25 protein-coding genes are annotated in these 24,192 nt (G+C 59.4%); 4 read left to right on the plus strand and 21 right to left on the minus strand.

From position 1 onward, the window contains the following. Positions 1–410 precede the first annotated feature (410 nt). Complete coding sequence (gene gltP, locus ACMWL8_RS22470) at positions 411–1,724, plus strand: glutamate/aspartate:proton symporter GltP (RefSeq protein ID WP_028015187.1); 1,314 nt, start codon at positions 411–413, stop codon at positions 1,722–1,724. Between the two features lie 80 nt (positions 1,725–1,804). Here the strand turns inward: gltP and ACMWL8_RS22475 are convergent, their stop codons facing one another. The 3 genes from ACMWL8_RS22475 to fdhF form a co-directional block, all read right to left on the minus strand. Beyond that, a complete protein-coding gene (locus tag ACMWL8_RS22475) occupies positions 1,805–2,479 on the minus strand; it encodes a tetratricopeptide repeat protein (RefSeq protein ID WP_045261055.1) in 675 nt (224 codons plus the stop codon). A 121-nt stretch (positions 2,480–2,600) separates the two neighbouring features. Then, on the minus strand, positions 2,601–2,753 hold the full coding sequence (locus tag ACMWL8_RS22480) for a Hok/Gef family protein (protein ID WP_028015189.1): 153 nt from the start codon (positions 2,751–2,753) through the stop codon (positions 2,601–2,603). A 320-nt stretch (positions 2,754–3,073) separates the two neighbouring features. Beyond that, positions 3,074–5,221 (minus strand): formate dehydrogenase subunit alpha, encoded by a 2,148-nt coding sequence (gene fdhF / locus ACMWL8_RS22485; RefSeq protein ID WP_082071016.1) that lies wholly within the window; start codon positions 5,219–5,221, stop codon positions 3,074–3,076. A gap of 257 nt (positions 5,222–5,478) precedes the next feature. Here fdhF and ACMWL8_RS22490 point away from each other — a divergent pair, with 257 nt between their 5' ends. Next, positions 5,479–6,210: a response regulator gene (locus ACMWL8_RS22490; RefSeq protein WP_045261073.1), complete on the plus strand. Its 732-nt coding sequence runs from the start codon at positions 5,479–5,481 to the stop codon at positions 6,208–6,210. A 3-nt stretch (positions 6,211–6,213) separates the two neighbouring features. Here the strand turns inward: ACMWL8_RS22490 and lpxO are convergent, their stop codons facing one another. From lpxO to ACMWL8_RS22525, 7 genes are all read right to left on the minus strand, one after another. Beyond that, positions 6,214–7,122, minus strand: a complete 909-nt coding sequence (gene lpxO / locus ACMWL8_RS22495) for a lipid A hydroxylase LpxO (RefSeq protein ID WP_028015193.1) — start codon at positions 7,120–7,122, stop codon at positions 6,214–6,216. A gap of 143 nt (positions 7,123–7,265) precedes the next feature. Beyond that, positions 7,266–8,270 (minus strand): carbohydrate kinase family protein, encoded by a 1,005-nt coding sequence (locus ACMWL8_RS22500; RefSeq protein WP_045261057.1) that lies wholly within the window; start codon positions 8,268–8,270, stop codon positions 7,266–7,268. After that, a complete protein-coding gene (locus ACMWL8_RS22505) occupies positions 8,270–9,130 on the minus strand; it encodes a ketose 1,6-bisphosphate aldolase (protein WP_045261058.1) in 861 nt (286 codons plus the stop codon). Before ACMWL8_RS22505 ends, ACMWL8_RS22500 begins: the two co-directional genes overlap by 1 nt. Before the next feature lie 10 nt (positions 9,131–9,140). Beyond that, entirely contained in the window at positions 9,141–9,827 is a 687-nt protein-coding gene (locus tag ACMWL8_RS22510; RefSeq protein WP_045261059.1) for a D-lyxose/D-mannose family sugar isomerase, read from the minus strand. 49 nt (positions 9,828–9,876) lie between these two features. Beyond that, positions 9,877–10,818 (minus strand): ABC transporter substrate-binding protein, encoded by a 942-nt coding sequence (locus ACMWL8_RS22515; protein ID WP_045261060.1) that lies wholly within the window; start codon positions 10,816–10,818, stop codon positions 9,877–9,879. Between the two features lie 30 nt (positions 10,819–10,848). Further along, positions 10,849–11,844, minus strand: a complete 996-nt coding sequence (locus tag ACMWL8_RS22520; RefSeq protein WP_028015198.1) for an ABC transporter permease subunit — start codon at positions 11,842–11,844, stop codon at positions 10,849–10,851. After that, positions 11,841–13,361 carry a sugar ABC transporter ATP-binding protein gene (locus tag ACMWL8_RS22525; RefSeq protein WP_045261061.1) on the minus strand — a complete coding sequence of 507 codons (1,521 nt, stop codon included), beginning with the start codon at positions 13,359–13,361 and terminating at the stop codon, positions 11,841–11,843. The genes ACMWL8_RS22520 and ACMWL8_RS22525 overlap by 4 nt, the downstream gene beginning before the upstream one ends. A 125-nt stretch (positions 13,362–13,486) precedes the next feature. Here ACMWL8_RS22525 and ACMWL8_RS22530 point away from each other — a divergent pair, with 125 nt between their 5' ends. Together ACMWL8_RS22530 and yjdP are read left to right on the plus strand one after the other, a co-directional pair. Next, on the plus strand, positions 13,487–15,766 hold the full coding sequence (locus ACMWL8_RS22530) for an ATP-binding protein (protein WP_045261062.1): 2,280 nt from the start codon (positions 13,487–13,489) through the stop codon (positions 15,764–15,766). A gap of 69 nt (positions 15,767–15,835) precedes the next feature. Continuing rightward, positions 15,836–16,159 carry a DDRRRQL repeat protein YjdP gene (gene yjdP / locus ACMWL8_RS22535; protein WP_028015201.1) on the plus strand — a complete coding sequence of 108 codons (324 nt, stop codon included), beginning with the start codon at positions 15,836–15,838 and terminating at the stop codon, positions 16,157–16,159. A 52-nt stretch (positions 16,160–16,211) separates the two neighbouring features. On the opposite strand, the gene phnP is transcribed toward yjdP, so the two are convergent. From phnP to phnF, 11 genes are read right to left on the minus strand one after another with little or no spacing between them, the layout of a single operon-like run. Further along, positions 16,212–16,970 (minus strand): phosphonate metabolism protein PhnP, encoded by a 759-nt coding sequence (gene phnP / locus ACMWL8_RS22540; RefSeq protein WP_045261063.1) that lies wholly within the window; start codon positions 16,968–16,970, stop codon positions 16,212–16,214. A gap of 9 nt (positions 16,971–16,979) precedes the next feature. Further along, positions 16,980–17,414, minus strand: coding sequence for an aminoalkylphosphonate N-acetyltransferase (phnO, locus tag ACMWL8_RS22545; RefSeq protein WP_045261064.1), 435 nt, complete (start codon positions 17,412–17,414; stop codon positions 16,980–16,982). Next, positions 17,407–17,958, minus strand: a complete 552-nt coding sequence (gene phnN / locus ACMWL8_RS22550; RefSeq protein WP_028015204.1) for a ribose 1,5-bisphosphokinase — start codon at positions 17,956–17,958, stop codon at positions 17,407–17,409. The genes phnO and phnN overlap by 8 nt, the downstream gene beginning before the upstream one ends. Then, positions 17,955–19,091 carry an alpha-D-ribose 1-methylphosphonate 5-triphosphate diphosphatase gene (gene phnM, locus ACMWL8_RS22555; protein WP_045261065.1) on the minus strand — a complete coding sequence of 379 codons (1,137 nt, stop codon included), beginning with the start codon at positions 19,089–19,091 and terminating at the stop codon, positions 17,955–17,957. Before phnM ends, phnN begins: the two co-directional genes overlap by 4 nt. Next, positions 19,088–19,768 carry a phosphonate C-P lyase system protein PhnL gene (gene phnL, locus ACMWL8_RS22560; protein ID WP_045261066.1) on the minus strand — a complete coding sequence of 227 codons (681 nt, stop codon included), beginning with the start codon at positions 19,766–19,768 and terminating at the stop codon, positions 19,088–19,090. The genes phnM and phnL overlap by 4 nt, the downstream gene beginning before the upstream one ends. A 9-nt stretch (positions 19,769–19,777) precedes the next feature. Continuing rightward, positions 19,778–20,533, minus strand: a complete 756-nt coding sequence (phnK, locus tag ACMWL8_RS22565) for a phosphonate C-P lyase system protein PhnK (RefSeq protein WP_045261067.1) — start codon at positions 20,531–20,533, stop codon at positions 19,778–19,780. Beyond that, a complete protein-coding gene (gene phnJ / locus ACMWL8_RS22570; protein WP_041911512.1) occupies positions 20,530–21,375 on the minus strand; it encodes an alpha-D-ribose 1-methylphosphonate 5-phosphate C-P-lyase PhnJ in 846 nt (281 codons plus the stop codon). The genes phnK and phnJ overlap by 4 nt, the downstream gene beginning before the upstream one ends. Then, positions 21,368–22,432 (minus strand): carbon-phosphorus lyase complex subunit PhnI, encoded by a 1,065-nt coding sequence (locus ACMWL8_RS22575; RefSeq protein ID WP_028015209.1) that lies wholly within the window; start codon positions 22,430–22,432, stop codon positions 21,368–21,370. Before ACMWL8_RS22575 ends, phnJ begins: the two co-directional genes overlap by 8 nt. Beyond that, the gene (gene phnH / locus ACMWL8_RS22580; RefSeq protein ID WP_414751614.1) at positions 22,432–23,016 is read right to left on the minus strand and encodes a phosphonate C-P lyase system protein PhnH; all 585 of its coding nucleotides are present in this window, start codon (positions 23,014–23,016) and stop codon (positions 22,432–22,434) included. Before phnH ends, ACMWL8_RS22575 begins: the two co-directional genes overlap by 1 nt. Then, the gene (gene phnG / locus ACMWL8_RS22585; protein WP_028015211.1) at positions 23,013–23,465 is read right to left on the minus strand and encodes a phosphonate C-P lyase system protein PhnG; all 453 of its coding nucleotides are present in this window, start codon (positions 23,463–23,465) and stop codon (positions 23,013–23,015) included. Before phnG ends, phnH begins: the two co-directional genes overlap by 4 nt. Next, positions 23,466–24,191, minus strand: a complete 726-nt coding sequence (gene phnF, locus ACMWL8_RS22590; RefSeq protein WP_028015212.1) for a phosphonate metabolism transcriptional regulator PhnF — start codon at positions 24,189–24,191, stop codon at positions 23,466–23,468. It abuts the gene before it with no gap. Between the last annotated feature and the right edge of the window lies 1 nt (position 24,192).

Below are 24,192 nucleotides of genomic sequence, written 5' to 3' on the forward strand. Positions count from 1 at the left end.
CTTGTAAGATGTTAATAATATGTCGCAAAAACGTTAATAGTAGGGGCTTTACAAGCTTTGTTTAGTATTTGGGCGACAGATCACGCATTGTTTGAACAGGTTGAAAATTGAGCGAATGAAACTTTGAAGGGAAATAATTCACGATGCCGATTATTCACAATTCTTTATAAAAAAGCGTTTTTATAACAAAAGGTTATTTATCAGAATTATGACAAACTCGCGTCATAACCGCTTTTGATAGTGAAATGCGTCGTTCTTTAAGGCTTGCGCAACAGGTCGTGCAAATGATACTCATACGCCGCGTTAAAAAATCCCATAAACCAACGCAACACAATTCATACCCTTTCAGTATGTCTCCATATTCATGCAGTTTTGCTGGTGCGGAGATTTCATTGAGGAAGTCAGTTTCTATGAAAAATTTGAAAGTCAGCCTGGCCTGGCAGATCCTGCTGGCCCTTGTGCTGGGCATCTTGCTGGGCAGTTATCTTCATTATCATAGCGACAGCCGCGAGTGGCTGATTGCGAACCTGCTCTCTCCGGCAGGCGATATTTTTATTCATCTGATTAAGATGATTGTGGTGCCCATTGTGATCTCGACGCTGGTGGTCGGTATCGCGGGCGTCGGCGATGCGAAGCAGTTAGGCCGCATTGGCGCGAAAACTATTCTCTATTTCGAAGTGATCACCACGGTTGCGATTATCCTCGGCATAACGCTGGCGAACGTATTCCAGCCAGGCTCCGGGATCGATATGTCGCAGCTGGCGACGGTGGATATTTCGAAATACCAAAGCACCACCGCTGACGTGCAGAGCCATTCCCACGGTCTGATGGGGACTATCCTGTCGCTGGTGCCGACCAACATCATTGCTTCCATGGCGAAAGGCGAGATGCTGCCGATCATCTTCTTCTCGGTGCTGTTTGGTCTGGGGCTCTCCTCGTTGCCAGCGACGCACCGCGAGCCGCTGGTGACCGTGTTCCGCTCTATCTCCGAAACCATGTTCAAAGTGACCCACATGGTGATGCGCTACGCGCCGGTTGGGGTGTTCGCGCTTATCGCCGTGACCGTGGCGAACTTTGGTTTTGCCTCCCTGTGGCCGCTGGCGAAGCTGGTGATCCTGGTGCACTTCGCCATTCTGTTCTTCGCGCTGGTGGTGCTGGGGATTGTGGCGCGCCTGTGCGGGCTGAGTATCTGGATCCTGATCCGTATCCTGAAGGATGAACTGATTCTGGCGTACTCCACCGCAAGCTCTGAGAGCGTGCTGCCGCGCATCATTGAGAAGATGGAGGCGTACGGCGCACCAGCGTCGATAACGAGCTTCGTGGTGCCGACCGGCTACTCCTTTAACCTGGATGGCTCGACGTTGTACCAGAGTATTGCGGCGATCTTTATCGCGCAGCTATACGGCATTGACCTGTCGCTGTGGCAGGAGATCGTACTGGTTCTGACGCTGATGGTGACCTCAAAGGGCATCGCAGGCGTGCCGGGCGTCTCCTTCGTGGTGCTGCTGGCGACGCTGGGCAGCGTGGGTATTCCGCTGGAAGGCCTGGCGTTCATCGCCGGTGTGGACCGTATCCTCGACATGGCGCGTACCGCGCTGAACGTGGTGGGTAACGCGCTGGCGGTGCTGGTTATCGCCAAGTGGGAACACAAATTCGACCGTAAAAAAGCGCTGGCGTATGAACGCGAAGTGCTGGGTCGTTTTGATAAGACGGCTGACCAGTAACATCCTAAGCCCGGTGGCGCTGCGCTTACCGGGCCTACGGGTTTTGTAGGCCGGGTAAGGCGAAGCCGCCACCCGGCACGTTATTCTCCGCTCAACGCATCAAACTCCTCACACCCCGTATCAAACCCTTCGGTACAGCTCAGGTTTAGCCAGTAGAGCGCTTTCTGTTTATTGGGCGTAATAAAGCCTTTCTCACCCTGCTGGAATAGCATTCCTGCCCAGTATTCCGCATAGCCCGTACGTGACAGGGACGAGCTGCGCTTAAACCATGACGCCGCCTGTACGTCATCCTGCGGCACCTCTACGCCGTTGGCATAAATCAGCCCCAGTAGCAGTTGCGCATCGACCGCCGAGTCGTTGTCGATATCTTCGGCCGCCGTTTGCAGGAGCTTGATGGCCTGAGGATAGTCGGTTTTACCCGCCTGCGTGTTCACCATAATACGCGCCAGCATAATCGTGCCGCGCTTGCTGCCGGCGATGGTGGCCTGCTGCGCCAGCGCTTTAGCCTGAGCGTAATCCCCCTGCGTAAAGAGGATCTGCGAGAGTAACCCCATGGCGTCGACATCACCGCCTTTCGCGGCTTTCTCGGCCCACAGCGCTGCCTGCTTTCTGTCACCGGAGCTGAAGTAGGTATCGGCGAGATAATACTGGGCGCGGGCATCGCCGGCTTCCGCCTGCTTCTGATACTGGCTGCCTATCTCATCCGCGCGGGCGAACGACGTAAAAAATAACAACAACAGAAAAATGGCTTTCATGGATTCTTATCATCTGGGTACACGCCGCGCAGTATAATCGCGGTAGCAAAAGAAAAAAATGGGTGCATTAAGACCTCAGCATCCTACAAGCCGGGCGAAACCGTGGTTTCGCCCGTAGAGGTTAGCCTGCCACGCAGGCTAATTTCGCCGCCACCTCCTGATGTTCACTCTTTATTGAAAACTCGCAGAGTCTACCGCGAGTAATAAAGGTAAATATCACTATCGTCAGGCAGATAATAAAGACGATGCCTAACGCAGTTTTTAATGGCGTCATGCCTTTTACTCCTTGTCAAAAAAAGAATAAGAGGCTACTCTCAACCTGTTGGTAGTTGAGGGGTAGCCTCGGGTGAATGAAAATTTCCCGGGGCTTTCCACTTTCTGTCCCTCAACAATGCTCAAGACAGAAAGTCTTAAGCACCCGCCGCACATCTTATCCTTCTGAATTAAAATGCAAATATGTAATTCTGTTCTGCGCGAATTACATTATTTTGCGAGCCGCTTTCCAGAATAATAATTTATATTTTTAATGTTTTAAGCGGAAATAAAAAGGGAGTGAATAACTCACTCCCTTTATTCAACGATTAATTAACGGCTTCAACCCATTGCGCTTTCACGCAGCCGTGCTTTCAGCTTGTTATATTCGTCGATCACATACTGTTCCGCCGCGTGCTGATCCGCAATCGGCTCAACGTTGACGGCGCAGTATTTGTACTCCGGCGTTTTGGTTATCGGGCTGAGGTTCTCCGTCACCAGCTCGTTACAGGCACCAATCCACCACTGGTAGGTCATATAGACAGCCCCTTTGTTGGGACGGTCGCTGACCTGCGCGCGGGTAATGATGCGGCCTTTGCGCGAATTCACCCACACCAGCGCTTCATCCTCAATGCCGAGGCGCTCCGCATCGGCGGTGTTGATCTGCGCGTAGCCCGGTTCGTCCGCCAGCGCCGCCAGCGCGGCGCAGTTGCCGGTCATCGAACGGCAGGAGTAGTGGCCTACTTCACGCACGGTAGAGAGCACCATCGGGTATTCGTCGGTGAGTTTATCGATCGGCGCAACCCAGTCGCAGGTGAAGAACTGCGCCAGCCCGTTCGGGGTGTCAAATTTCTCTTTAAAGAGATACGACGTCCCCTGGTCGGCCTCCGACTCGTCCCGGCACGGCCACTGGATGTAGCCCAGCTCACCCATTTTTTCATAGGTTGCCCCATAAAAGTCCGGGCACAGATGCCGCAGCTCGTCCCAGATCTCCTGGGTGTTGTTGTATTGCATCGGGTAGCCCATGCGGGTGGCGATTTCGCTGATGATCTGCCAGTCCGTTTTCAAATCCCACTTCGGCTCGACCGCCTTAAAGAAGCGCTGGAAGCCGCGGTCCGCCGCCGTGTAGACGCCTTCATGCTCGCCCCAGGAGGTCGACGGGAGAATCACATCCGCCGCCGCCGCGGTTTTGGTCATGAAGATATCCTGGACAATCACCAGCTCCAGATCCTCAAAGCCTTTGCGCACCGCAGACAGCTCGGCGTCGGTCTGGAGCGGATCTTCACCCATGATGTAGGCCGCCCGCACTTCACCGTGCGCCGCGCGGTGCGGCAGCTCGCTGATGCGATAGCCGGTGTGTGCCGGCAGGCTCTCCACGCCCCAGGCCTTCGCGAACTTCTCGCGGTTTTCCGGGTACTTCACGTACTGGTAGCCCGGATACGTGTCCGGCAGCGCGCCCATGTCGCAGGCACCCTGGACGTTATTCTGGCCGCGAACCGGGTTAACGCCGACGTGCGCTTTGCCCAGATTCCCGGTCAGCATCGCGAGGCTGGTCAGGGAGCGCACGGTTTCCACGCCCTGGTAGAACTGGGTCACACCCATGCCCCACAGGATGGCGGCGGTTTTCGCTCCGGCATACATCCGTGCCGCCTGGCGGATCTCCTGCGCGCTCACGCCGGTTATCGCCTCTACCGATTCCGGCGTGTAGCCTTCGACAATTTTCCGGTACTCTTCAAACCCTTCCGTACGCGTGGCGACGAACGCCTGGTCGTACAGGTTTTCCTCGATAATGACGTGCCCCATCGCATTCAACAGCGCGATATTCGAGCCGTTTTTCAGCGCAATGTGCATATCCGCAATGCGCGCGGTTTCGATTTTGCGCGGATCGCAGACGATGATTTTCGCCCCGTTCTGTTTAGCGCGAATCACGTGGTTCGCGACGATAGGGTGAGAATCCGCCGGGTTATAACCGAAGATAAACACCAGATCGGTGTTATCTATCTCGTTGATAGCATTACTCATTGCGCCGTTACCGACCGACTGGTGCAGACCTGCAACCGATGGGCCGTGTCAGACGCGAGCGCAGCAGTCGACGTTATTGGTACCAATAACGGCGCGCGCGAATTTTTGCATCACATAGTTGGTTTCATTCCCGGTCCCGCGTGAGGAGCCGGTGGTCTGAATGGCATCCGGGCCATACTTGGCCTTAATGGCACTCAGGCGGGTGGCGACGTAATCCAGCGCCTCGTTCCAGGAGACGGCTTCCAGCTTGCCGCCGCGCTCGCGGCGGATCATAGGGTTTTTCAGGCGCGGGGTGAGGATTTGTGTATCGTTAATAAAATCCCAGCCGTAATACCCCTTCAGGCACAGCGTGCCCTGGTTGGTTTTCCCCTGCGCGGCCTCCGCCCGGACGATTTTGCCGTTATCGACCACCAGGTGGATCTTGCAACCTGAGGCACAATAAGGGCAAACCGTGACGACTTTTTTCATCAGTCTGCTCCAGTTAATCAAATCTTTCGCACCGACTAATGCAGCTTCTATGCCATGTTTTTAGTGGGGTTACTCACCGTCTTTATGGTGCATTCCCGGCGAAATCCCTGACGAAATGCAGACAATCGTCAAAATTGACGTGTCGAATGAGCGGCGGATGTGACATAGGTTGAATTTCCGTCACGGAAAAATTCATTTCACTGGAGCCGACGGCAGAATGGTTCAGACTTAATATAATCCCCTTACGGAAGCATATGATGAAACCGGCGATACTGGTGGTTGATGACGATATGGCAGTCTGCGAACTGCTGCAGGATGTGCTGAGCGAGCACGTCTTTAGCGTGCTGGTCTGCCACAACGGCCAGGATGCGCTGCGGCAGGTCCAACAGGAGCCGGCTATCGCCCTTGTTCTGCTGGATATGATGCTGCCGGACACCAACGGCCTGCAGGTTTTGCTGCAGCTGCAAAAGCAGCGCCCGGCGCTACCGGTGATCATGTTAACCGGGCTGGGCAGTGAATCAGACGTGGTGGTGGGGCTGGAGATGGGGGCTGACGATTATATTGGCAAACCGTTTAATCCACGCGTGGTGGTGGCCCGCGTTAAGGCCGTGCTGCGTCGTACCGGAGCGCTGGCAGCCGAAGCGCCGATGCCACGTGCGGCGGGGATAACCTTCAACGACTGGACGCTGGACACTGCCCGCTGTGAACTGATTGATCCGCAGCGTAACGCCGTGCCACTGACTCAGGGTGAATATGGCCTGCTGCTGGCGCTCACGCAAAATGCCCGCCGGGTACTGAGCCGCGAGCAGCTGCTTGAGCTCACCCACAGCGAAAGTACCGAGGTATTCGACCGCACGATTGACGTGTTGATCATGCGCCTGCGGCGGAAAATAGAGGCTAACCCGCATCAGCCTGCGCTTATCAAAACGATCCGCGGGCTGGGTTACGTGTTTGCCTCCGATGTGAGCCGACCCGAACAGGCGGCATAAGGCTTACGTTATCGCCGGAACAATGATGGCGGCAAAGATTGCAGCGATGCACAAATACTTGATGGCGTAATAGGCCTTACGGTTTCTTTTTTTCAGACGCTGTCCCCGCTCGCGGCCCGCATGAACGTATTTAAAAATGCGGTTAATGCCGCCGGTGCTGTCATTCTCGTCATTCGGTGAGCGGGCTGCAGACATCAGCGTGGTCCCCACCCAATGGTTAACCGCCTGCGCCCAGCGCCACTTCATCGGACGTTCAATATCGCAGAAGAGAATAATGCGCGTTTGATCCGATTTATTTTCTGCCCAGTGGACGTAGGTCTCATCAAAAATAACGGCTTCGCCATCCCGCCAGCTGTGTCGCTGCCTGTCGACTTCAATAAAGCAGCGATCGTCATTCGGTGTGAATAAGCCCAGATGGTAACGAACCGATCCCGCGTACGGATCCCGGTGCTTACCCAGCTTCGCACCCGCCGGCAGCTCGGCAAACATGGCCGCCTTCACCGAGGGGATTTCACTCACCAGCCGGGTCGTCACCGGGCATAAAGACTGCGCGGAGGGATGGGCATCGGCATACCATTTCAGGTAAAAACGTTTCCAGCCGCGTTTAAAAAAGGTGTTAAAGCCAGCGTCGTTATTATTTTCCGCCGCCTTAATATGATGCTGCAAACGCAGCGCCTCTTCGCGAATAACCAGCCAGTTTTCCGTCAGCTTATTTAATTCCGGGAAGCGCTCTGTTTCAAAGAAAGGCTGCCTGGCAGGCAGGGAAGAAAACGCCGTCATAAACATATTGATGGGGGCCATGAACGTCGAATGGTCGAAGAGCTGACGAGAAAGCGTCTGTTTTTCTTTGCCGCGTGAATGCGCATAAATAACGCTGATAATGAAAATACCGATGATGATTGCTGCGAACATTTTTCCCTTGTCCTCTTTCTATCTCATTTCGGAAAAGCGTGCGGACAGAGTGCTGCCCACGCCGAATATGCCAGATGGAGAGAGTGTAGTTCGGGAATATAAAATTCATAGAACTGTAATGAAAAATCGCAATTATTGTTAAGCTAAGCGCTCTCGCGAATAAACGCCTGCAGCTCGGCCAGCGTTTTTGCGCCGTCAATCGCATTGGCGGCCAGCAGGCTTGCCCGCGCGCAGGCGTGCGCCAGATAAATACTTTCTGTCAGCGGCAGCGATTCATGGCAGCCATATAAAAAGCCAGCGCAAAAGGCATCGCCCGCGCCAACGCTGCCGATAATCTCGTTCTGCTCCAGCTTCCACGACGGAACCCATCGGCCTGCTTCTCCCGGTGTTTCACCCCATGCCCCTTCCGGACAGTGGATTACCACCCGCTGACGAACGCCTGCCGCCAGCAGCTGCGCGGCGGCATCGGCGATATTGGCGATGTTCAGCGCATCGTCGGCGTCGCGCATCTCCAGCCCGCTAAACTCACCGGCCTCGAGCTCATTAATCACCAGATAATCCAGATGGCGCAGGGCAGGGAGTACCAGCGGCTGATAGCGCGGGTCGCCCCTGCGGGACACCAGGTCAAGGGAGGTTTCATACCCTTGCTCGCGCATCTGCGCCAGCAGCCGCGCGCTGCGGGTGCCAAACTCGTCATCCGGCATATCCAGGCTGTCGAGCAGCAGCAGGTAGCCGAGATGGAAGATCTTCATCGATCCATCGAGACGATCGAAGGCGGGAAGATCCAGCAGACGGTTGGCGCCCGGCGAGTGGAAAAAGGTGCGCTGCCCGCTGGGATCGGTCATCACCTGCGACATGGAGGTTGGGGCGAAGGTGGTGCGCTGCACGCGCTGGCGGTTGACGTGGTACTGGTCGAGCATTGCCAGAATGTAGTCCCCGTCACCGTCTTCGCCAATCAGCCCCACCGCCTGCAGCGGCAGGCCAACGTGCATTTTCGCCAGCGTCAGCAGCACGTTGAGCGGCGCGCCGCCGGTGGAGCGTTCGCTGTGGGTGATTTCCGCCAGCCAGCCGCGCTCCGGCCACTGCACGATCTGGTGAACGTGATCCACCAGCATGTTGCCTGCGGCGATGATGCCTTTGCGTTCCATTATGCCTGCCCCGCGCTGCCGAAGATGCGCATCTGCTCCGCGACCGTATCGGTTATCGCCTCTTCTATTCCCAGCAGCAGCTCGGCAAACTCATCGTAGAGCGGCTGGCGGTTCGCCATGCGCTGCTCCACGGCGGCGAGCGCGGCCTGCGACATCCCGGTATAGAAATTGATTTTATGTATGCCCAGCTCGATGGCGCGGCGGAAGTCGGCATCGCTAATCCCGGAGCCGCCGTGTAAAACCAGCGGCAGCCCCGTCTGCTGACGAATGGCATCCAGGCGCGGGAAATCGAGCTTCGGCTCGCCCCTGTATTTGCCGTGCGCGTTGCCGATAGCCACCGCCAGCGCGTCGATGCCGGTCTTATCGACAAACTCCCGCGCCAGCTGCGGGTCGGTAAAGAACGCTTCATCCGCATGTCCGTACAGCGCGCCGCCTTCATCCCCGCCGACCGCGCCCAGCTCCGCCTCCACCGAGACGCCCACCGCGTGGCACATCTTCACCACTTCCCGGGTCTGGCGAATGTTCTCCTCGTAGCTCAGCGTCGAGCCGTCGAACATCACCGAGCTAAACCCCAGGCGCAGGGCGCGCACGACGGCCTCGAAATGCAGGCCGTGGTCAAGGTTAAGCACCACGGGAATATCGTGACGGGCGGCTTCGAACTTGACCGCTTCGACCAGCGAATCCAGGGACACATACTTAAAGTGCACTTCGGCGATGTTGATGATAAACGGCGAGCGTTCCTGCTTTGCGGCGGCAAACAGCGCGCGCAGGAAATGGGAGTCGAGCACGTTGAACGCGCCCAGCGCGTAGCGGTGTTTCCTGGCGTGCTCAAGACCGTCGGCAAGAGAAATCAGTAGCATCATTCACTCCTTAGCTCCGAAACAGGTTGTACTCGTTGCACAGCACCAGCACCGCCGGTTCGTCTTCTTCGATGTTGTTATAGCGGGCAACGGGCTGCAAAAAGTGGTTGTCGTGCTCGTCGTCATTCACCGACGACACTTCGCCCACCAGCACGTCGCCAAAGCCGCGTTCGCCCCAAAAGCTGTGATACAGGCCGGGCGTGAGACAGATGCTTTCCCCTGGCGTGAGGCGCAGCTGGCTGCCGGGGGCGTGGGTCTGACGGCAGCCGTCGACTGTTACCGTCACGTCGGTGTTTTCGGTCTCTTCATGCGCCCCGGCATTCCATAACTCAATAATCAGATTCCCGCCGCCCCGGTTAATGATGTCTTCCCGCTTGCGCCAGTGAAAATGCATCGGCGTCACCTGGCCGTCGCGCACGTGCATGATTTTTTCGGCGTAGCATTTCTCATACGGCACCCCGTTGGGGGAGCCGTTGCGCAGGGTGAACAGCGTCAGGCCCTGTGCGGCAAAGCTGTTGCCGCCGAAAGCGGTCACGTCCCAGCCGAGCTTGAGGTCAAACACTTCCTGCCACGCGGCCTGGTCAAGCTGCTGCCATTTGGTTGGCGGAAAGCTGGCAAACGGCGGGAGATGCACGTCGTGCATGGAGAAGAACTGCCGCGTGTGGCCGAGGATTTCGTTAATGTCGGAGCGTTTCATGGGGACTCCTTGAAAACAGTTCCCTCTCCCTGTGGAAGAGGGAAAAGGATCATTTAACCGTCCACCCCTTATACGTGCCGACGTTCTTTTTATCGATCATCGTCACCGGGATCAGCACAGGCGCTTTCGGCGCAGGTTTGCCCTGCAGAATGTCATAGCCGATCTCCACCGCCTTCGCCGCCATCACCTGCGGATCCTGCGCCGGGGTCGCCACAAACAGGGAGTTTTCGCGCTTCAGCGCCTCTTCACCGTCCGGCGATCCATCCACGCCAACGATAAAGAACTCGTTGCGCTGGGCCTGTTTCGCCGCCAGATCGGCGCCGATCGCGGTCGGATCGTTAATCGCGAATACGCCGTCGATCTTCGGATTGGCCGCCAGCAGAGAGGTCATCACTTCCAGCCCGCCTTCACGACTGCCTTTGGCATTCTGGTTGTCCGAGAGCACCTTGATGTCCGGATGTTTTTTGAATTCCGTCTGGCAGCCTTCCACGCGGTTCTGCACCGCGGAGACCGGCGGTCCGTTGATGATCACCACGTTGCCTTTGCCTTTCAGGCGGTCGGTAATGTACTTACAGGCCATTTCCCCCGCCTGGGTATTATCGGAGGTGATGGTCGCATCGGCCCCTTCCGCCGCCACGTCCACCGCCACGACCACGATCCCCGCTTCTTTGGCTCGCTTCACCGCCGGGCCGATCCCTTTGGAATCCGCAGCGTTGAGGATGATCATGTCCACCTTCGCGGCGATGAAGTTATCGATCTGCGACACCTGCTGACCCAGATCGTAACCGCTGGAAACCAGCGTCACCTTGACGTTATCGCCTGCCAGCTTGCGCGCTTCCAGCTCGGCACCTTTGGTGATCTGCACGAAGAACGGGTTAGCCAGGTCGCCCACCGTCACGCCGATGGACTTCAAATCTTTTGCCTGCGCAAACGGCGTTGCGGCCAGCAGCGCGCCAGCACAGAGCGCGGTCACTAAGGGTTTCAAACGCATCTTGTCTTCCTCGCTTGTAGGGTATTGTTGTTATGCACTTTGATGATGTCGGGTACGGTATTTGTCGATCAGCACCGCTATGATGATCACCGCCCCTTTGATCACCAGCTGCCAGAAGTAGGAGACGCCCATCAGCGTCATGCCGTTGTTGAGGGTGGCGATGATCAGCGCCCCCACCAGCGTGCCGGTGATCGTGCCGATCCCGCCGACGAAGCTGGTGCCGCCGAGGATCACCGCCGCAATCGCATCCAACTCGTAACCCGTGCCGAGGTTACCGTTGGCGCTGTAGAGGCGCGAGGCGCTCATCACCCCGCCGAGGCCGGAGAGCAGGCCGCTCATGCCGTAGACAAACAGCAGCACCAGCCAGACCTTGATGCCGGTTAAGCGCGCCGCCTGCATGTTGCCGCCGACCGCGTAGATATGAACGCCGAGCGTGGTGCGGCGCAGGATGAACCAGCAGATAGCGATGACCGCCAGGGCAATGACGACGAGCCACGGAATCGGGCCGAGATAGTTATTGCCGATCCACTCGAAGCTGATGCTGGAGTTAATCACCGTGGTACCGTCCGCCAGCAGATACGCCGCGCCTCGCAGCGCCGTATAGGTGCCGAGCGTGACGATAAACGGCGGCAGCCCGGCGAAGGCCACCAGCGCGCCGTTGAACAGCCCCAGCACCATGCCGAGCATCAGCGCCGCCGGAATGGAGAGCATCGCGAATTCAGGAATAAGCGAGACCACCATCGCCGCCACCGCCGTGGTGCCGAGAATCGAGCCCACGGAGAGGTCAATCCCGCCGGTCAGGATGATGAAGGTCATTCCCGCCGCCAGCACGATGTTGATCGACGCCTGACGGGTAATGTTGAGCAGGTTACTTTCGGTAAAGAAGTTCGGAGCGATAAAGCCAAACACCGCCACAATCAGGATTAAAATCGGCAAAATGCCGACCGTTTGCATCAGATCGCTCATCAGCATTTTTTTGGCGGAGGCGGATTTCGCCACCTGCTGCGGATGGGTTGGAGTTGTCATGATTGCACCGCCTGATGATGTGTGTCGTTCACGCCGGTTGCCAGCGTCATAATATTTTCCTGGGAGATGTCGCGCCCGTGCAGTTCACCCGCAATGCTGCCTTCCCGCATTACGTACACCCGGTCGCTCATGCCTACCACTTCCGGCAGCTCGCTGGAGATCATCAAAATCGCCACCCCCTTGCGCGCCATCTGGTTCATGATGCGGTAGATCTCGCTTTTCGCCCCGACGTCCACGCCGCGCGTGGGTTCGTCGAGGATCAGAATGCGCGGGCCAATCGCCACCCAGCGGGAGATCAGCAGCTTTTGCTGGTTGCCGCCGGAGAGCCCGCCCGCGCGCACCTGAGAATGGGGCACGCGGATGTTAAGCAGGGCGATAGCGTCATCGGAAATGGACTGGGCTTTTTTGCGGTTAAGCATGCCGAAGGTGGCGTCGCGCTCCAGCGTCGCCATGGTGATGTTCTCCTGCGCCGCCAGCTCCAGAAACAGCCCCTGCTCCTTGCGGTTCTCGGTGAGAAAACCAATCCCGTTTTCAATGGCCGCGCGCGGGGAGTGGATCACCACCGGCTCGCCGTCCACCTCAATCATCCCGCCGGTGGCCTTGCGCACGCCGAAAATCAACTGCGCCAGCTCGGAGCGTCCGGCCCCGACCAGCCCCGCCAGCCCGACGATTTCACCGGAGCTCACCTGCAGGCTGCACGGCTGCACTTTTTTACCGTCGGTGAGGTGGTGCACGTTGAGACGCGGGCTGCCGAGAGGGATATCGCGCTCTTTGTTGAACAGATCGCTGAGCGGGCGGCCCACCATCATCTTCACCAGTTCAGACGCGTTCAGCTTGTCGCGCGTCAGGCTGCCGACGTACTGCCCGTCGCGCAGAACGCTCACGCGGTCAGAGAGTTCATAGACCTCCGCCATGCGGTGGCTGATATAGATAATCGCCATGCCTTCATCACGCAGGCGCAAAATCAGTTCGAACAGGCGGTGGGTTTCGCGGGAGGAGAGGGCGGCGGTGGGTTCGTCCATCACCAGGATGCGGCTGTTGCGGTGCAGCGCGCGGGCGATTTCCACCTGCTGCTGCTCGGCGATGGTCAGCTTCATCACCAGGTCGGTGGCGCTGAACTGCGCGCCGAGACGGTCAATCACCGCCTGCGCTTGGGCGGCCATCTCCTTGCGCTGCACCAGCCCGCCGCGCGACAGCTCGCTGCCGAGGAAGATATTTTCAGCGACGGTCAGATTGGGGGCGAGCTGCATCTCCTGGTAAATCAGGGTAATGCCTGCGGCCAGCGCGTCCTTCGGCCCTTTGATGTGAAACGGCTGGCCGTCGATCAGGATCTCGCCGCCGGTGGCGGTATAGGCCCCCGCGAGGATCTTCATCAGCGTGCTTTTTCCCGCGCCGTTTTCCCCCATCAGCGCGTGGATCTCACCGGGGAAGACCGTCAAATCCACGCCCTTGAGCGCGTGGAAATTGCCAAAGGTTTTGGCAATGTGGCGCATCTCTAAAACCGGGGTTCTGCTCATGGCGGATCTCCTGTGAATGTCGATATCTGCACTTCATCACAGGTGCGTAAATGCAAAATGTCAGAAGCTGTTCATATTTGTCATAGTTATGAATAGCGAATGTGGATCACAGTTACGGAGTCAACATGTCTTCACGCCCCCCGTTCTTCTCCAGCGCCCGCGGTCGCCTGCTGATATTTAACCTGCTGGTGGTCGCCGTCACGCTGATGGTGAGCGGCGTGGCGGTGCTCGGCTTTCGTCATGCCAGCCAGATCCAGGAGCAGGTCCAACAGCAAACGCTGGACGACATGACCGGGAGCATGAACCTCGCGCGCGACACGGCCAACGTGGCAACGGCGGCGGTGCGGCTTTCGCAGGTGGTAGGGGCGCTGGAGTACAAAGGCGAGGCCGAGCGGCTGAAGCAGATGCAAACGGCGCTGCGCCGCTCGCTGGAACAGCTGGCGGATGCCCCGCTGGCGCAGCAGGAGCCGGCGCTGGTGGCGCGGATTATTCGCAGAAGCAATGAATTACAGCAAAGCGTAACGGGGATGCTGGAGCGCGGGCAAAAGCGGCATCTTGAGCGTAACGCGCTGCTGAGCTCGCTCTATCAAAGCCAGAGCTATTTACGCCATCTTCAGGACATCAACCGCCGCTTCGGCAGCAACGTGCCGGACGCGCGGCAGCTGATGGAGATGGATCGGCTGATCGCGGCCGCGATTGATACACCTTCGCCGCGTGCTACCGTTCAGCAGCTGGACGCCGTGACCGCCACGCTGCCCCGAAGCGCCATACAGCCGGTCGTGGAGGGCGTTCTGCCCGATTTTAACGCCGAGCTGCGCAAGCTTGCCCCGCTGTCGAAGCAGCTGGAGGAGAACGATCTGTCCATCAGCTGGTATATGTTCCACATTAAGGCGCTGGTGGCGATCCTTAATAGCGATATTAATCAGTACGTTGAGCAGGTGGCGCAGGCTTCCCGGCTTCGCACGGCCCAGAGCCATCACGAGTTGCAATCCATCAGCGTGTTTATCAGCATCTTCGCCGTGCTGGCGCTGATCATCACCGGCTGCGCCTGCTGGTATATCTACCGCAATCTGGGCTCCAACCTGACGGCCATCTCCCGGGCGATGTCGCGACTTGCCCACGGTGAACAGGATGTTTCTGTTCCTGCGCTGCAGCGGCGCGACGAGCTGGGCGAGCTGGCGCGCGCGTTTAACGTTTTTGCCCGCAACACCGCCTCGCTTGAGCACACCACGCGTCTGCTGAAAGAGAAAACCACGCAGATGGAGATCGACCGCATCGAGCGTCAGGGGCTGGAAGAGGCGCTGCTGCACAGCCAGAAGATGAAGGCCGTCGGACAGCTGACCGGCGGGCTGGCGCATGATTTTAACAACCTGCTGGCGGTGATCATCGGCAGCCTTGAGCTGACAGACCCCGAATCAAACGACGCACCGCGCATTACCCGTGCGCTGAAGGCTGCCGAACGCGGCGCGCTGCTGACCCAGCGGCTGCTGGCGTTTTCCCGTAAACAGTCCCTTACGCCGCATGCAGTAGAGATGCTGCCCCTACTGGAAAACCTTCGGGAACTGATGCGCCACTCGCTGCCCGCCACGCTTACCCTGGAGATTGAAGCGCAAACCCCGGCATGGCCCGCGTGGATTGACGTCAGCCAGCTGGAAAACGCCATTATCAACCTGGTGATGAACGCCCGGGATGCGATGGAAGGCCAGAGCGGGGCGATCAAAATTCGCACCTGGAACCAGCGCGTGACCCGCAGCGACGGACGCAGGCAGGATATGGTAGCGCTGGAGGTCATCGATCGCGGCAGCGGGATGTCGCAGGAGGTGAAATCCCGGGTTTTTGAACCGTTCTTCACCACCAAGCAGACCGGGAGCGGAAGTGGGCTGGGCCTGTCGATGGTGTACGGTTTTGTGCGTCAGTCCGGGGGGCGGGTAGAGATCGAAAGCGCGCCGGGACAAGGAACGACCGTGCGGCTCCACCTCCCGCGCTCGACGCTGCCCGCCGTCTCGGAGGATGAAGCGCTGGCTGCCACAACGTCCGTGGATCACGAGCGGCTTGTACTGGTGCTGGAAGATGAGGCGGACGTTCGCCAGACCCTGTGCGAACAGCTGCATCAGCTTGGCTACCTGACGCTCGAAGCGGACAGCGGCGAACAGGCCCTGAACATGCTGGCGGCGTCGCCGGATATTGGTATGTTTATCAGCGATCTGATGTTGCCCGGAAGCCTGAGCGGGGCCGAGGTGATTAACCATGTGCGCAGCCATTATCCGCAGCTTCCGGTGCTGCTGATCAGCGGGCAGGATTTGCGCCCGGCGCATAACCCGCAACTGCCGGACGTTCCGTTACTGCGTAAGCCGTTTACCCGCCAGCAGCTGGCGCAGGCGCTGCGGAAGGTGATGGTAATTTGAGATTCCTCCGCTACCCCGGTTCCCAGCCGTTCATTACCGTAAAGCCAGTCAACCTGCGAGACTGGCCTTATGAAACGTTACTCTACCGTCCTGTTATTTGGTCTGCTGACTTTAACCAGCCAACTGGCGCATGCCGATGTGATTGATGACGCCATTGGCAACATTCAGCAGGCGATCAACGATGCCTACAACCCCAGCAGCAGCCGTAATGACGATGACGACGATCGTTACGACCGCAGCCGTCAAATCGACAGCCGACAGTACGACGATCGTCGTCGGCAGCTCGAAGACAGACGCCGCCGCTTAGACGAGCGTCAGCGCCAGCTGGACGACGACAGGCGTCGGTTAGAAGAGGACGAGCGCAGGTTGGAAGACGATTACGATCGCGGCTAAGTGCGGCCTGTTGCCCTCACCCCAACCCTCTCCCACGGGAGAGGGAGAAAACCTAATCCAGCACAAGTACCATCCCGTCATATCCCGCTTCAATGCCGTCCGGCAGCGGGTTATCCATCATCCATGCGTCAAACTGATGGCTAATGTGCGTCAGGATCACCTGCGGACAGCCAATCACCTCGTTCAGGGAAATCACCGTATTTAAATCACTGTGGTTGCGCGGCGTCTCCGGACGCGGTTCATGGCTGCAGTCGATGATTATCGCCTGTGGCTGATTGTTGAGCAGAAACGTCACCGTTTTATCCGGCAGCCCGGCGGTATCAGAAAGCCACGCCACGCGGCTATGGGCCGATTCCAGCAGATACCCGAAGGTCAGTTTTGAATGGTTGAGCGGCAGCGGCGTGACCCGCAGCCCCTGCAGCTCAAACATCACGAACGGCTCGACCGTGTGGCTGAAATCCAGAATGCCGGGGTGTTTAAACAGGTCGTCACAGCCCGCTTCATCCGGCGGACCGTAGACGGGGATCGTCGCACCCACGCCCCAGCGCAGGGGGAAAAGCCCCTGAACGTGATCCATATGATAGTGCGTGAGTAAAAACTGCTGGAAACTGCCCGCCGGCCAGTCGTCCATCAGGTGCGGAATGCCCGCGTCCAGCAGGGTCACCGCATCGTTGAATTTGACCACCGCGCTACAGGGGCGACGGCGATAGTTGTCCTGCAAACGCGCCCTGCGACACGCCGCGCAGTCGCAGCCAAAGACCGGGACCAGCTGTGCGCTTCCGGTTCCCGTTAACGTGATGGTCAGACTCATAACGCACCTCTACAGCGGTTTGGTGAAGCGAAAATGGCTCTGCGTATATCCTTCGCGAACGTAAAAGCGGTGCGCGTCCGTGCGCTTCACGCTGGTGGAGAGTTCGGTCAGCTCGGCACCTGCCTGCCTCGCGATGTCCTCCGCCCATGCCAGCAGCTTGCTTCCAATCTTTAACCCGCGCGCCTGCGGCATCACCACCAGCTCCTGGATCTCGCCGATCCAGCGTGCGTGGTGCAGGTGAAACTGCATGTGCAGGCCGATCATGCCGACAGCTTTTCCGTCCAGCTCGGCAAGCTGGTAGCGCATGTTGTGATCCTGAAGGTTGGCCAGAAATCCGGCGTGAAACGCCTGGTGATCGAACTCTGCCTGCTTCAGTTCACAGATCAGGGCGTAAACAATTTGCGCGTCGTCGGCGGTGGCGGGGCGAAGCTGGCAGTCAGGCATGCTGTCTCTCCTTCTGGCGAATAAGCGATAAAAAGGTCTCGACTGACTGTAGCAAACTTCCGTCGTTATTGAGGACGTGACAGCCCGACGGGGTGTAGCGCGCCGCACGTTCCAGCCGCTGGTCGATCTCACGCGCATTTTCGCGCCCCCGGCTTTGCAGGCGGCTGCGCAGAATATCCGGAGAAACCTGCAGGCAGACCGGCAGCAGCGCCGCTTCGTACCGGGCTTTTGCCTGCGGCAGATGCGCGCGCGAGCCGTTAACCAGCACGTCGAAGCCCGCGTGCAGCCAGAGGTCGATCTCGATGCCGACGCCGTAATAAAAGCCGTTCGCGTGCCAGCTCAGCGCCAGCAGGTTTTGCCCGGCGCGGGTAAAAAACTCCTGCTCGCTCAGGGCGATATGGTTTTCACTGCCAGCGTTCGCCGCGCGGGTAATGTAGCGGTGCGCCACCAGCAGCTGTGAATGTTCCCGCTGCCGTAACGCCGACAGCAGGCTGTCTTTTCCCGAGCCGGACGGGCCCATTAACCAGATGAGTCTTCCCATCAGAACACCCTTTTTCCCTGACGCCAGACGTGGTCGATATGAACGTGCTCGCCCTTGCGGTGCGCCAGCACCAGATCAGCCCGTTTGCCTTCGGCAATCTCACCGCGGTCGTGAAGGTTGAGCGCGCTGGCCGGGTTTTTCGTCACCAGTCGAATCGCCTGCGGCAGCGTAAAGCGGTTGTCCTCGTCGTCTGCAACGCGGAAGGCCGCGTCCAGCAGGCTGGCGGGGTAGTAGTCAGACGAGAGGATATCCAGCAGGCCGAGGGAAGCGAGTTTGCTTGCCGCCACGTTGCCGGAGTGCGATCCGCCGCGCACGATGTTCGGCGCGCCCATCAGCACGTTCATGCCGTGTTTGCGGGAGGCTTCAGCCGCTTCGAACGTGGTGGGAAATTCGGCGATCACGCTGCCTAGTTGATGGGATTCGCGTACGTGATCGTGAGTGGCATCGTCATGGCTGGCCAGCGCAATATTCCGGTCCCGACACATCGCGGCAATGGAGAGACGGTTCGGCTGCGACCACTGGGCTGCCAGCGCCAGCTGCTCTTCTTCGTAACGGGCCATCTCCGCGTCGTTGAGCGAGTATTTGCCCTGATAGTATTCACGGTACTTTTCAATGTTGGCGAACTGGCGCTGCCCCGGGGAGTGATCCATCAGCGAAACCAGCGAGACCGGCTCGCGCCCGACCAGCTTTTCAAACAGCGGCAGGGTGGTGTGATGCGGCAGCTCGCAGCGCAGGTGCAGGCGGTGCTCGGCGCGGTTGAGGCCGCGCTTTTGCGTCTCCTCCACGGCGTTGATCATCTTTTCCAGATTTTCCAGACGATCGCCGCCGTCGCGCACGTCGCCGATCGCCACCGCGTCCAGCACCGTGGTGATGCCGCTGGCGACCATCAGCGCGTCGTGGCTGCTCATCGCCGAATGGGCGGGCCAGTCCACCTTCGGGCGCGGGGTGAAGAATTTATCCAGATTATCGGTATGCAGCTCAATCAGCCCCGGCAGCAGCCAGCCGCCGTCGCCGTCCATCGCTTCAGGAGAACGGCTTTGGGTTTCGGCAAAGGCGCGGATGACGCCGTCCTGGATTTCAACCGAACCCTTCACGACCTCATTTTCCAGCACCAGCCTGACATTATTGATAATCATGCGTTTGTCCCCATTGGGTGCAGCCTGTCCGCCACGCGATTGCGGACGGCGTCGTCGTGGAAGATCCCGACGATCGCCGCCCCGCGCGCTTTGGCCTGTTCGATCAGCGCTATCACCGCTGCGCTGTTTTTAGCGTCGAGCGAGGCGGTGGGTTCATCCAGCAGTAAAATCGGATAGTCGACGATAAACCCGCGCGCGATATTCACGCGCTGCTGCTCGCCGCCGGAAAAGGTCGACGGGGCGAGGTGCCACAGGCGCTCCGGCACGTTGAGGCGCGTCAGCAGGCTGGCGGCCCTGGCGGCGCAGGTTTCGCGCGGCACACCGAGATCCAGCAGGGGCTGCATCACCACGTCCAGGGCGGAGATCCGCGGGATCACCCGCAGGAACTGACTAACCCAGCCGATCGTTGAGCGGCGCACTTCCAGCACCTTGCGCGCCGGGGCCTGAACCAGATCGACCCACTCTTCGTTATGGCGAATATGGATGTGGCCTTCGTCCGGTAAATAGTTGGCGTACAGGGAGCGCAGCAGGGTCGATTTACCGCTGCCGGAGTGGCCGTGCAGCACCACGCATTCACCCTGACTCACCTCTAGCGAGGCGTTTTGCAGCACCGGCAGGCGCACGCCATTTTGCTGGTGTAGCACAAAGGTCTTACTGACATTTTCAACCTGGATCATGTTGGCCTCTCAATTCTGTAATACCGAGGACACCAGCAGTTGGGTGTACGGATGATGCGGGTCGTCGAGCACGCGGTCGGTCAGCCCACTTTCCACCACCTGACCCTGCTTCATCACCAGCAGGCGGTCCGCCAGCAGGCGCGCAACGCCCAGATCGTGGGTGACAATCACCACCGCCAGGTTCAGCTCCACCACCAGGCCGCGCAGCAGGTCGAGCAAGCGGGCCTGCACGGAGACGTCCAGTCCGCCGGTGGGTTCATCCATAAACACCAGCTTTGGATGGGTGACCAGATTGCGGGCAATTTGCAAACGCTGCTGCATACCGCCGGAAAAGGTGGTTGGCAGGTCGTCAATGCGCGAGGCGGGGATCTCCACCTCCTCCAGCCAGTGCTGTGCGGTGGCGCGGATGTTGCCGTAGTGGCGCGCGCCGGTGGCCATCAGCCGTTCGCCGATATTGCCTCCCGCCGACACCTGACGGCGCAGGCCGTCCATCGGGTGCTGATGCACCACGCCCCACTCGGTGCGCAGCAGGCGACGGCGCTCGGCCTCGCTTATGTCGTAGAGGGAGCGTCCCTGATACAGGATCTCGCCGTGTTGCGGCGTCAGGCGCGCGGAGATGGACTTCAGCAGGGTGGTTTTGCCGGAGCCGGACTCGCCGACAATGCCCAGCACTTCGCCCGGCCACAGCTCGAACGACACGTCGCTGAAGCCTTTTCCCGGCGCATAAAGGTGGGTCAGGTTATTAACCGAAAGCAGCGGTTTCATTGGCCGTTCGCCTCGCTCTGTTGGCGGCAGTAATCGGTGTCGGAGCAGACAAACATCCGTTTGCCCGTATCGTCCAGCACCACTTCATCGAGATAGCTGTGTTTGGATCCGCAGATGGCGCACGGCTCGTCCCACTCCTGCACCGTAAACGGGTGATCGTCGAAATCCAGGCTTTCGACACGCGTATACGGCGGTACGGCGTAGATGCGTTTTTCACGTCCGGCACCAAAGAGCTGCAGGGCAGGCATCATGTCCATCTTCGGATTGTCGAATTTTGGGATTGGCGACGGGTCCATCACGTAGCGCCCGTTGACCTTCACCGGGTAGGCGTAGGTGGTGGCGATATGGCCGAAGCGGGCGATGTCTTCATACAGTTTGACCTGCATGATCCCGTACTCTTCCAGCGCGTGCATGGTGCGGGTCTCGGTTTCCCGCGGCTCGATAAAGCGCAGCGGCTCCGGGATCGGCACCTGGAAAATCAGAATCTGATCTTCCGTCAGCGGAGTCTCCGGAATGCGGTGGCGGGTCTGGATCAGCGTCGCGTCTTCGGTTTTTTCGGTGGTGTTGACGCCCGTCACGCGCTTAAAGAAGTTGCGGATCGACACGGCGTTGGTGGTATCGTCCGCGCCCTGGTCGATAACCTTCAGCACGTCCGCTTCGCCAATCACGCTGGCGGTGATCTGAATGCCGCCCGTGCCCCAGCCGTACGGCATCGGCATTTCACGGCCACCAAACGGCACCTGATAGCCCGGAATAGCCACCGCTTTTAAAATGGCGCGGCGGATCATGCGTTTAGTTTGCTCATCCAGATAGGCAAAGTTGTAGCCGCTTAAGTTAGCCATTGGCGCGCTCCCGTTGCAGGCGTTTTAGCAGTTCCAGTTCGGCCTGGAAATCGACGTAGTGCGGCAGCTTGAGGTGCGAGACAAAACCTGCGGCCTCGACGTTGTCCGCGTGGGCCAGCACGAACTCTTCGTCCTGCGCCGGGCCGGCAATGTGCTCGCCGTAGTCCGGCGCCTGCAGGGCGCGGTCAACCAGCGCCATCGCCATCGCTTTGCGCTCGCCGAGGCCAAACACCAGCCCGTAGCCGCGGGTAAAATGCGGGTCTTCATTCTCTGGCGCGACGAAACCGTTGACCATTTCGCACTCGGTCATCAGCAGTTCGCCGACGTTCACCGCAAAACCCAGCTCTTCCGGCACGATTTCGACGTCGAGATAGCCGCTGCGGATCTCTGCCGCGAACGGGTGGTTGCGCCCGTAGCCGCGCTGTGTGGAGTAGGCCAGCGCCAGCAGATACCCTTCGTCGCCGCGCATCAGCTGTTGCAGGCGGGACGAGCGTGAGCACGGGTAGACCGGCGGCGTGCGGGTGACGTCGTCCGGCGTGGCGCCAGTGTCTTCTTCCGCTTTCGCCAGCCCCTGGTTTGCCAGCAGGCTGAAGACGTGCGGAGACGGTTCCTGTTCGACGTCTGAAGTGCTGAGCGTTGGGGCTTCGCCGTTCGCCAACAGCGTGAAGTCCAGCAGACGATGGGTGTAGTCGTAGGTCGGGCCAAGGAGCTGGCCACCGGGAATGTCTTTGTACACCGCTGAAATACGGCGCTCTAAACGCATTTCCGCCGTGTTCACCGGCTCGCTGACTGCCAGACGGGGAACGGTGGTGCGCCAGGCGCGCAGCAGGAAGATGGCTTCCACGTTATCGCCGCTGGCCTGCTTCAGCGCCAGCGCTGCAAGCTCGCGGTCAGCAACGCCGCCCTCGGTCATCACGCGGTCAACCGCGAGGTTAAGCTGTTGCTCAATCTGGGCGACGCTCAGCTCGGGAAGCTGTTCATCGCCCCGGCGTCTGTGCTCCTGTAAGGCATGAGCGGCGGCGATCGCCTTTTCGCCTCCTTTGACGGCTACGTACATCAGCACACCTCCACGTGGGTAGTCCGCGGGATTGCCAGCAGGCGCTCGCCGCAGGTCAGGATCAGGTCAATGCCGAGCGGGAACGGGTGCGGACGCTCGGTCAGCTCATGGATGATGCACTCCGGCAGCTGGGGCGCGACCATCCGCTCGTCGGCGATGCCTGCGCCCGTCAGGCGAAGCATGCGGCCACCGCTCAGGCTGGAGACTTGCAGGATCAGCGTGGCGCTGGTTTCCGGTGCGACGGCGCTGCCTTCGCTCAGGGCGTTAAGCTGTTCATGGCTGATCTGTTCGTCGGCCACGGCAAAGACCGCCTGCTGGGGCTGATCGACCAGCGGCGCGCTGGTGTGAAAGCGCAGGTTCTGGCTGGCGATATCGTTCAGCAATGCGCCTGACAGCCATACCGGAGTGTCGTTGTCCGCCAGCGTCAGCAGCACGCTGGTAGTGGCGAGTTTCAGCGGCAGCCAGCCCTGCGAAAGCTGATGCAGCGAGACGATCACGCCGGGCTCGCTCATGGCCTTCAGCAGGCGACGGAAACTCTGTTGGGCATCCTGGACGGCCAGGGTAAAAGCAGGTTGAAGCGTCATGCGTTGTCTCCGCGAACGAGCGTAAAGAAGTCGACCCGGCTGGTGTTCACTTCGGCCTGACGCGCGGCAAGGCGTGCGGCGCGGTCGGCTTCCAGCGGGGCAATAAGGGTTTCCATTAACGTCTGGAAATGCGGGTGTTCCTGTAAAAGCGCGTCGATCACCGCGCAGCGCTCGGCGTGCGTTTTGTCTCGCCCAAGTACGTAGCTATAACCCAGCGTGCCGCTGTTAAGGCGGATAGCCGCGCGGGTGAGGGTGGCATCGCCGGCGAAGAAGCGCTCGCCGGTGCCGCCCATGCGTGCCTGGATCTGCACCAGGCCGATCTCCGGCGCGCGGATCGTGTCGTAGTCCGGCGTCAGGCCGAGTGCGTTCATGCGGGCGGCCAGCGCAGCAGGCTGGCTATGGGCCAGCACGCGCATCCAGCGCTGTCGGGTGGAGGTGTCGAAGTGCATTCAGTGCTCCATGGTGAATTCAATCATGTCGGCGCGGGTCAGACTGACGGAGTATTCCGTCGCGTTGATCTCGCCGTCACGGTGGTTGAGGGTGCGCACGCAGAGCAGCGGGGCCATGTTGGGGATCTCCAGCACCTTGCTCTCTTTCGCCTGTGCACGGCGGGCGCTGATGCGCGTCTGGGTGCGTTTGAGCGCGATACCCGTCGCGTCCTGAAGGAAATCATGCAGGGAACCGCTGGCGAAATGTTGCAGCACGGGCCAGAGGGTGAGGTCCGCGAAGTAGTGGTCGATCTGGCAGACCGCCACGCCGTTGACCCGGCGCAACGTACGCAGGTGTACGACGTTGTCACCCTCCTGAATCCCGAGGGCATCCGCCACGTGGTGGGAGGCCGGGCGCAGAACCGAGAGCAGCTTTTCGCTGGTTGGATGGCTACCCTGATCCAGCAGATTCTGGCTAAAACGCGCCTGGGCGTTGAGCGGGTAGTCAAACGGGCGCATCAGCACCAGCACGCCGACGCCCTGACGGCGCTGGACCCAGCCGCGCTCCACCAGCTGGTCAATGGCGCGGCGCAGGGTGTGGCGGTTCACCTCGTAGCGGTCGGCAAGCTGCTGCTCGGCGGGCAGGTAGTCACCGCAGCGGTAATGCGTGCGCAGCTCCACTTCGAGCCTGGCCGCAATCTCTTGCCAGCGGGTAGGGTAACTGGTCGGATGTCTGGATAAGTGCATA

It is taken from the genome of Enterobacter sp. 04-C-12-SI-ECC (assembly GCF_047530715.1).
In the GTDB taxonomy this organism is placed as follows: Bacteria; Pseudomonadota; Gammaproteobacteria; order Enterobacterales; family Enterobacteriaceae; genus Enterobacter; species Enterobacter bugandensis.

Bases quoted from the DNA above. Each gene is read 5' to 3' on its own strand.
- gltP (WP_028015187.1), top strand. From the start codon at position 411: ATGAAAAATTTGAAAGTCAGCCTGGCCTGGCAGATCCTGCTGGCCCTT.
- ACMWL8_RS22475 (WP_045261055.1), bottom strand. From the start codon at position 2,479: ATGAAAGCCATTTTTCTGTTGTTGTTATTTTTTACGTCGTTCGCCCGC.
- ACMWL8_RS22480 (WP_028015189.1), bottom strand. From the start codon at position 2,753: ATGACGCCATTAAAAACTGCGTTAGGCATCGTCTTTATTATCTGCCTG.
- ACMWL8_RS22490 (WP_045261073.1), top strand. From the start codon at position 5,479: ATGAAACCGGCGATACTGGTGGTTGATGACGATATGGCAGTCTGCGAA.
- lpxO (WP_028015193.1), bottom strand. From the start codon at position 7,122: ATGTTCGCAGCAATCATCATCGGTATTTTCATTATCAGCGTTATTTAT.
- ACMWL8_RS22500 (WP_045261057.1), bottom strand. From the start codon at position 8,270: ATGGAACGCAAAGGCATCATCGCCGCAGGCAACATGCTGGTGGATCAC.
- ACMWL8_RS22505 (WP_045261058.1), bottom strand. From the start codon at position 9,130: ATGCTACTGATTTCTCTTGCCGACGGTCTTGAGCACGCCAGGAAACAC.
- ACMWL8_RS22510 (WP_045261059.1), bottom strand. From the start codon at position 9,827: ATGAAACGCTCCGACATTAACGAAATCCTCGGCCACACGCGGCAGTTC.
- ACMWL8_RS22515 (WP_045261060.1), bottom strand. From the start codon at position 10,818: ATGCGTTTGAAACCCTTAGTGACCGCGCTCTGTGCTGGCGCGCTGCTG.
- ACMWL8_RS22520 (WP_028015198.1), bottom strand. From the start codon at position 11,844: ATGACAACTCCAACCCATCCGCAGCAGGTGGCGAAATCCGCCTCCGCC.
- ACMWL8_RS22525 (WP_045261061.1), bottom strand. From the start codon at position 13,361: ATGAGCAGAACCCCGGTTTTAGAGATGCGCCACATTGCCAAAACCTTT.
- ACMWL8_RS22530 (WP_045261062.1), top strand. From the start codon at position 13,487: ATGTCTTCACGCCCCCCGTTCTTCTCCAGCGCCCGCGGTCGCCTGCTG.
- yjdP (WP_028015201.1), top strand. From the start codon at position 15,836: ATGAAACGTTACTCTACCGTCCTGTTATTTGGTCTGCTGACTTTAACC.
- phnP (WP_045261063.1), bottom strand. From the start codon at position 16,970: ATGAGTCTGACCATCACGTTAACGGGAACCGGAAGCGCACAGCTGGTC.
- phnO (WP_045261064.1), bottom strand. From the start codon at position 17,414: ATGCCTGACTGCCAGCTTCGCCCCGCCACCGCCGACGACGCGCAAATT.
- phnM (WP_045261065.1), bottom strand. From the start codon at position 19,091: ATGATTATCAATAATGTCAGGCTGGTGCTGGAAAATGAGGTCGTGAAG.
- phnL (WP_045261066.1), bottom strand. From the start codon at position 19,768: ATGATCCAGGTTGAAAATGTCAGTAAGACCTTTGTGCTACACCAGCAA.
- phnK (WP_045261067.1), bottom strand. From the start codon at position 20,533: ATGAAACCGCTGCTTTCGGTTAATAACCTGACCCACCTTTATGCGCCG.
- phnJ (WP_041911512.1), bottom strand. From the start codon at position 21,375: ATGGCTAACTTAAGCGGCTACAACTTTGCCTATCTGGATGAGCAAACT.
- ACMWL8_RS22575 (WP_028015209.1), bottom strand. From the start codon at position 22,432: ATGTACGTAGCCGTCAAAGGAGGCGAAAAGGCGATCGCCGCCGCTCAT.
- phnH (WP_414751614.1), bottom strand. From the start codon at position 23,016: ATGACGCTTCAACCTGCTTTTACCCTGGCCGTCCAGGATGCCCAACAG.
- phnG (WP_028015211.1), bottom strand. From the start codon at position 23,465: ATGCACTTCGACACCTCCACCCGACAGCGCTGGATGCGCGTGCTGGCC.
- phnF (WP_028015212.1), bottom strand. From the start codon at position 24,191: ATGCACTTATCCAGACATCCGACCAGTTACCCTACCCGCTGGCAAGAG.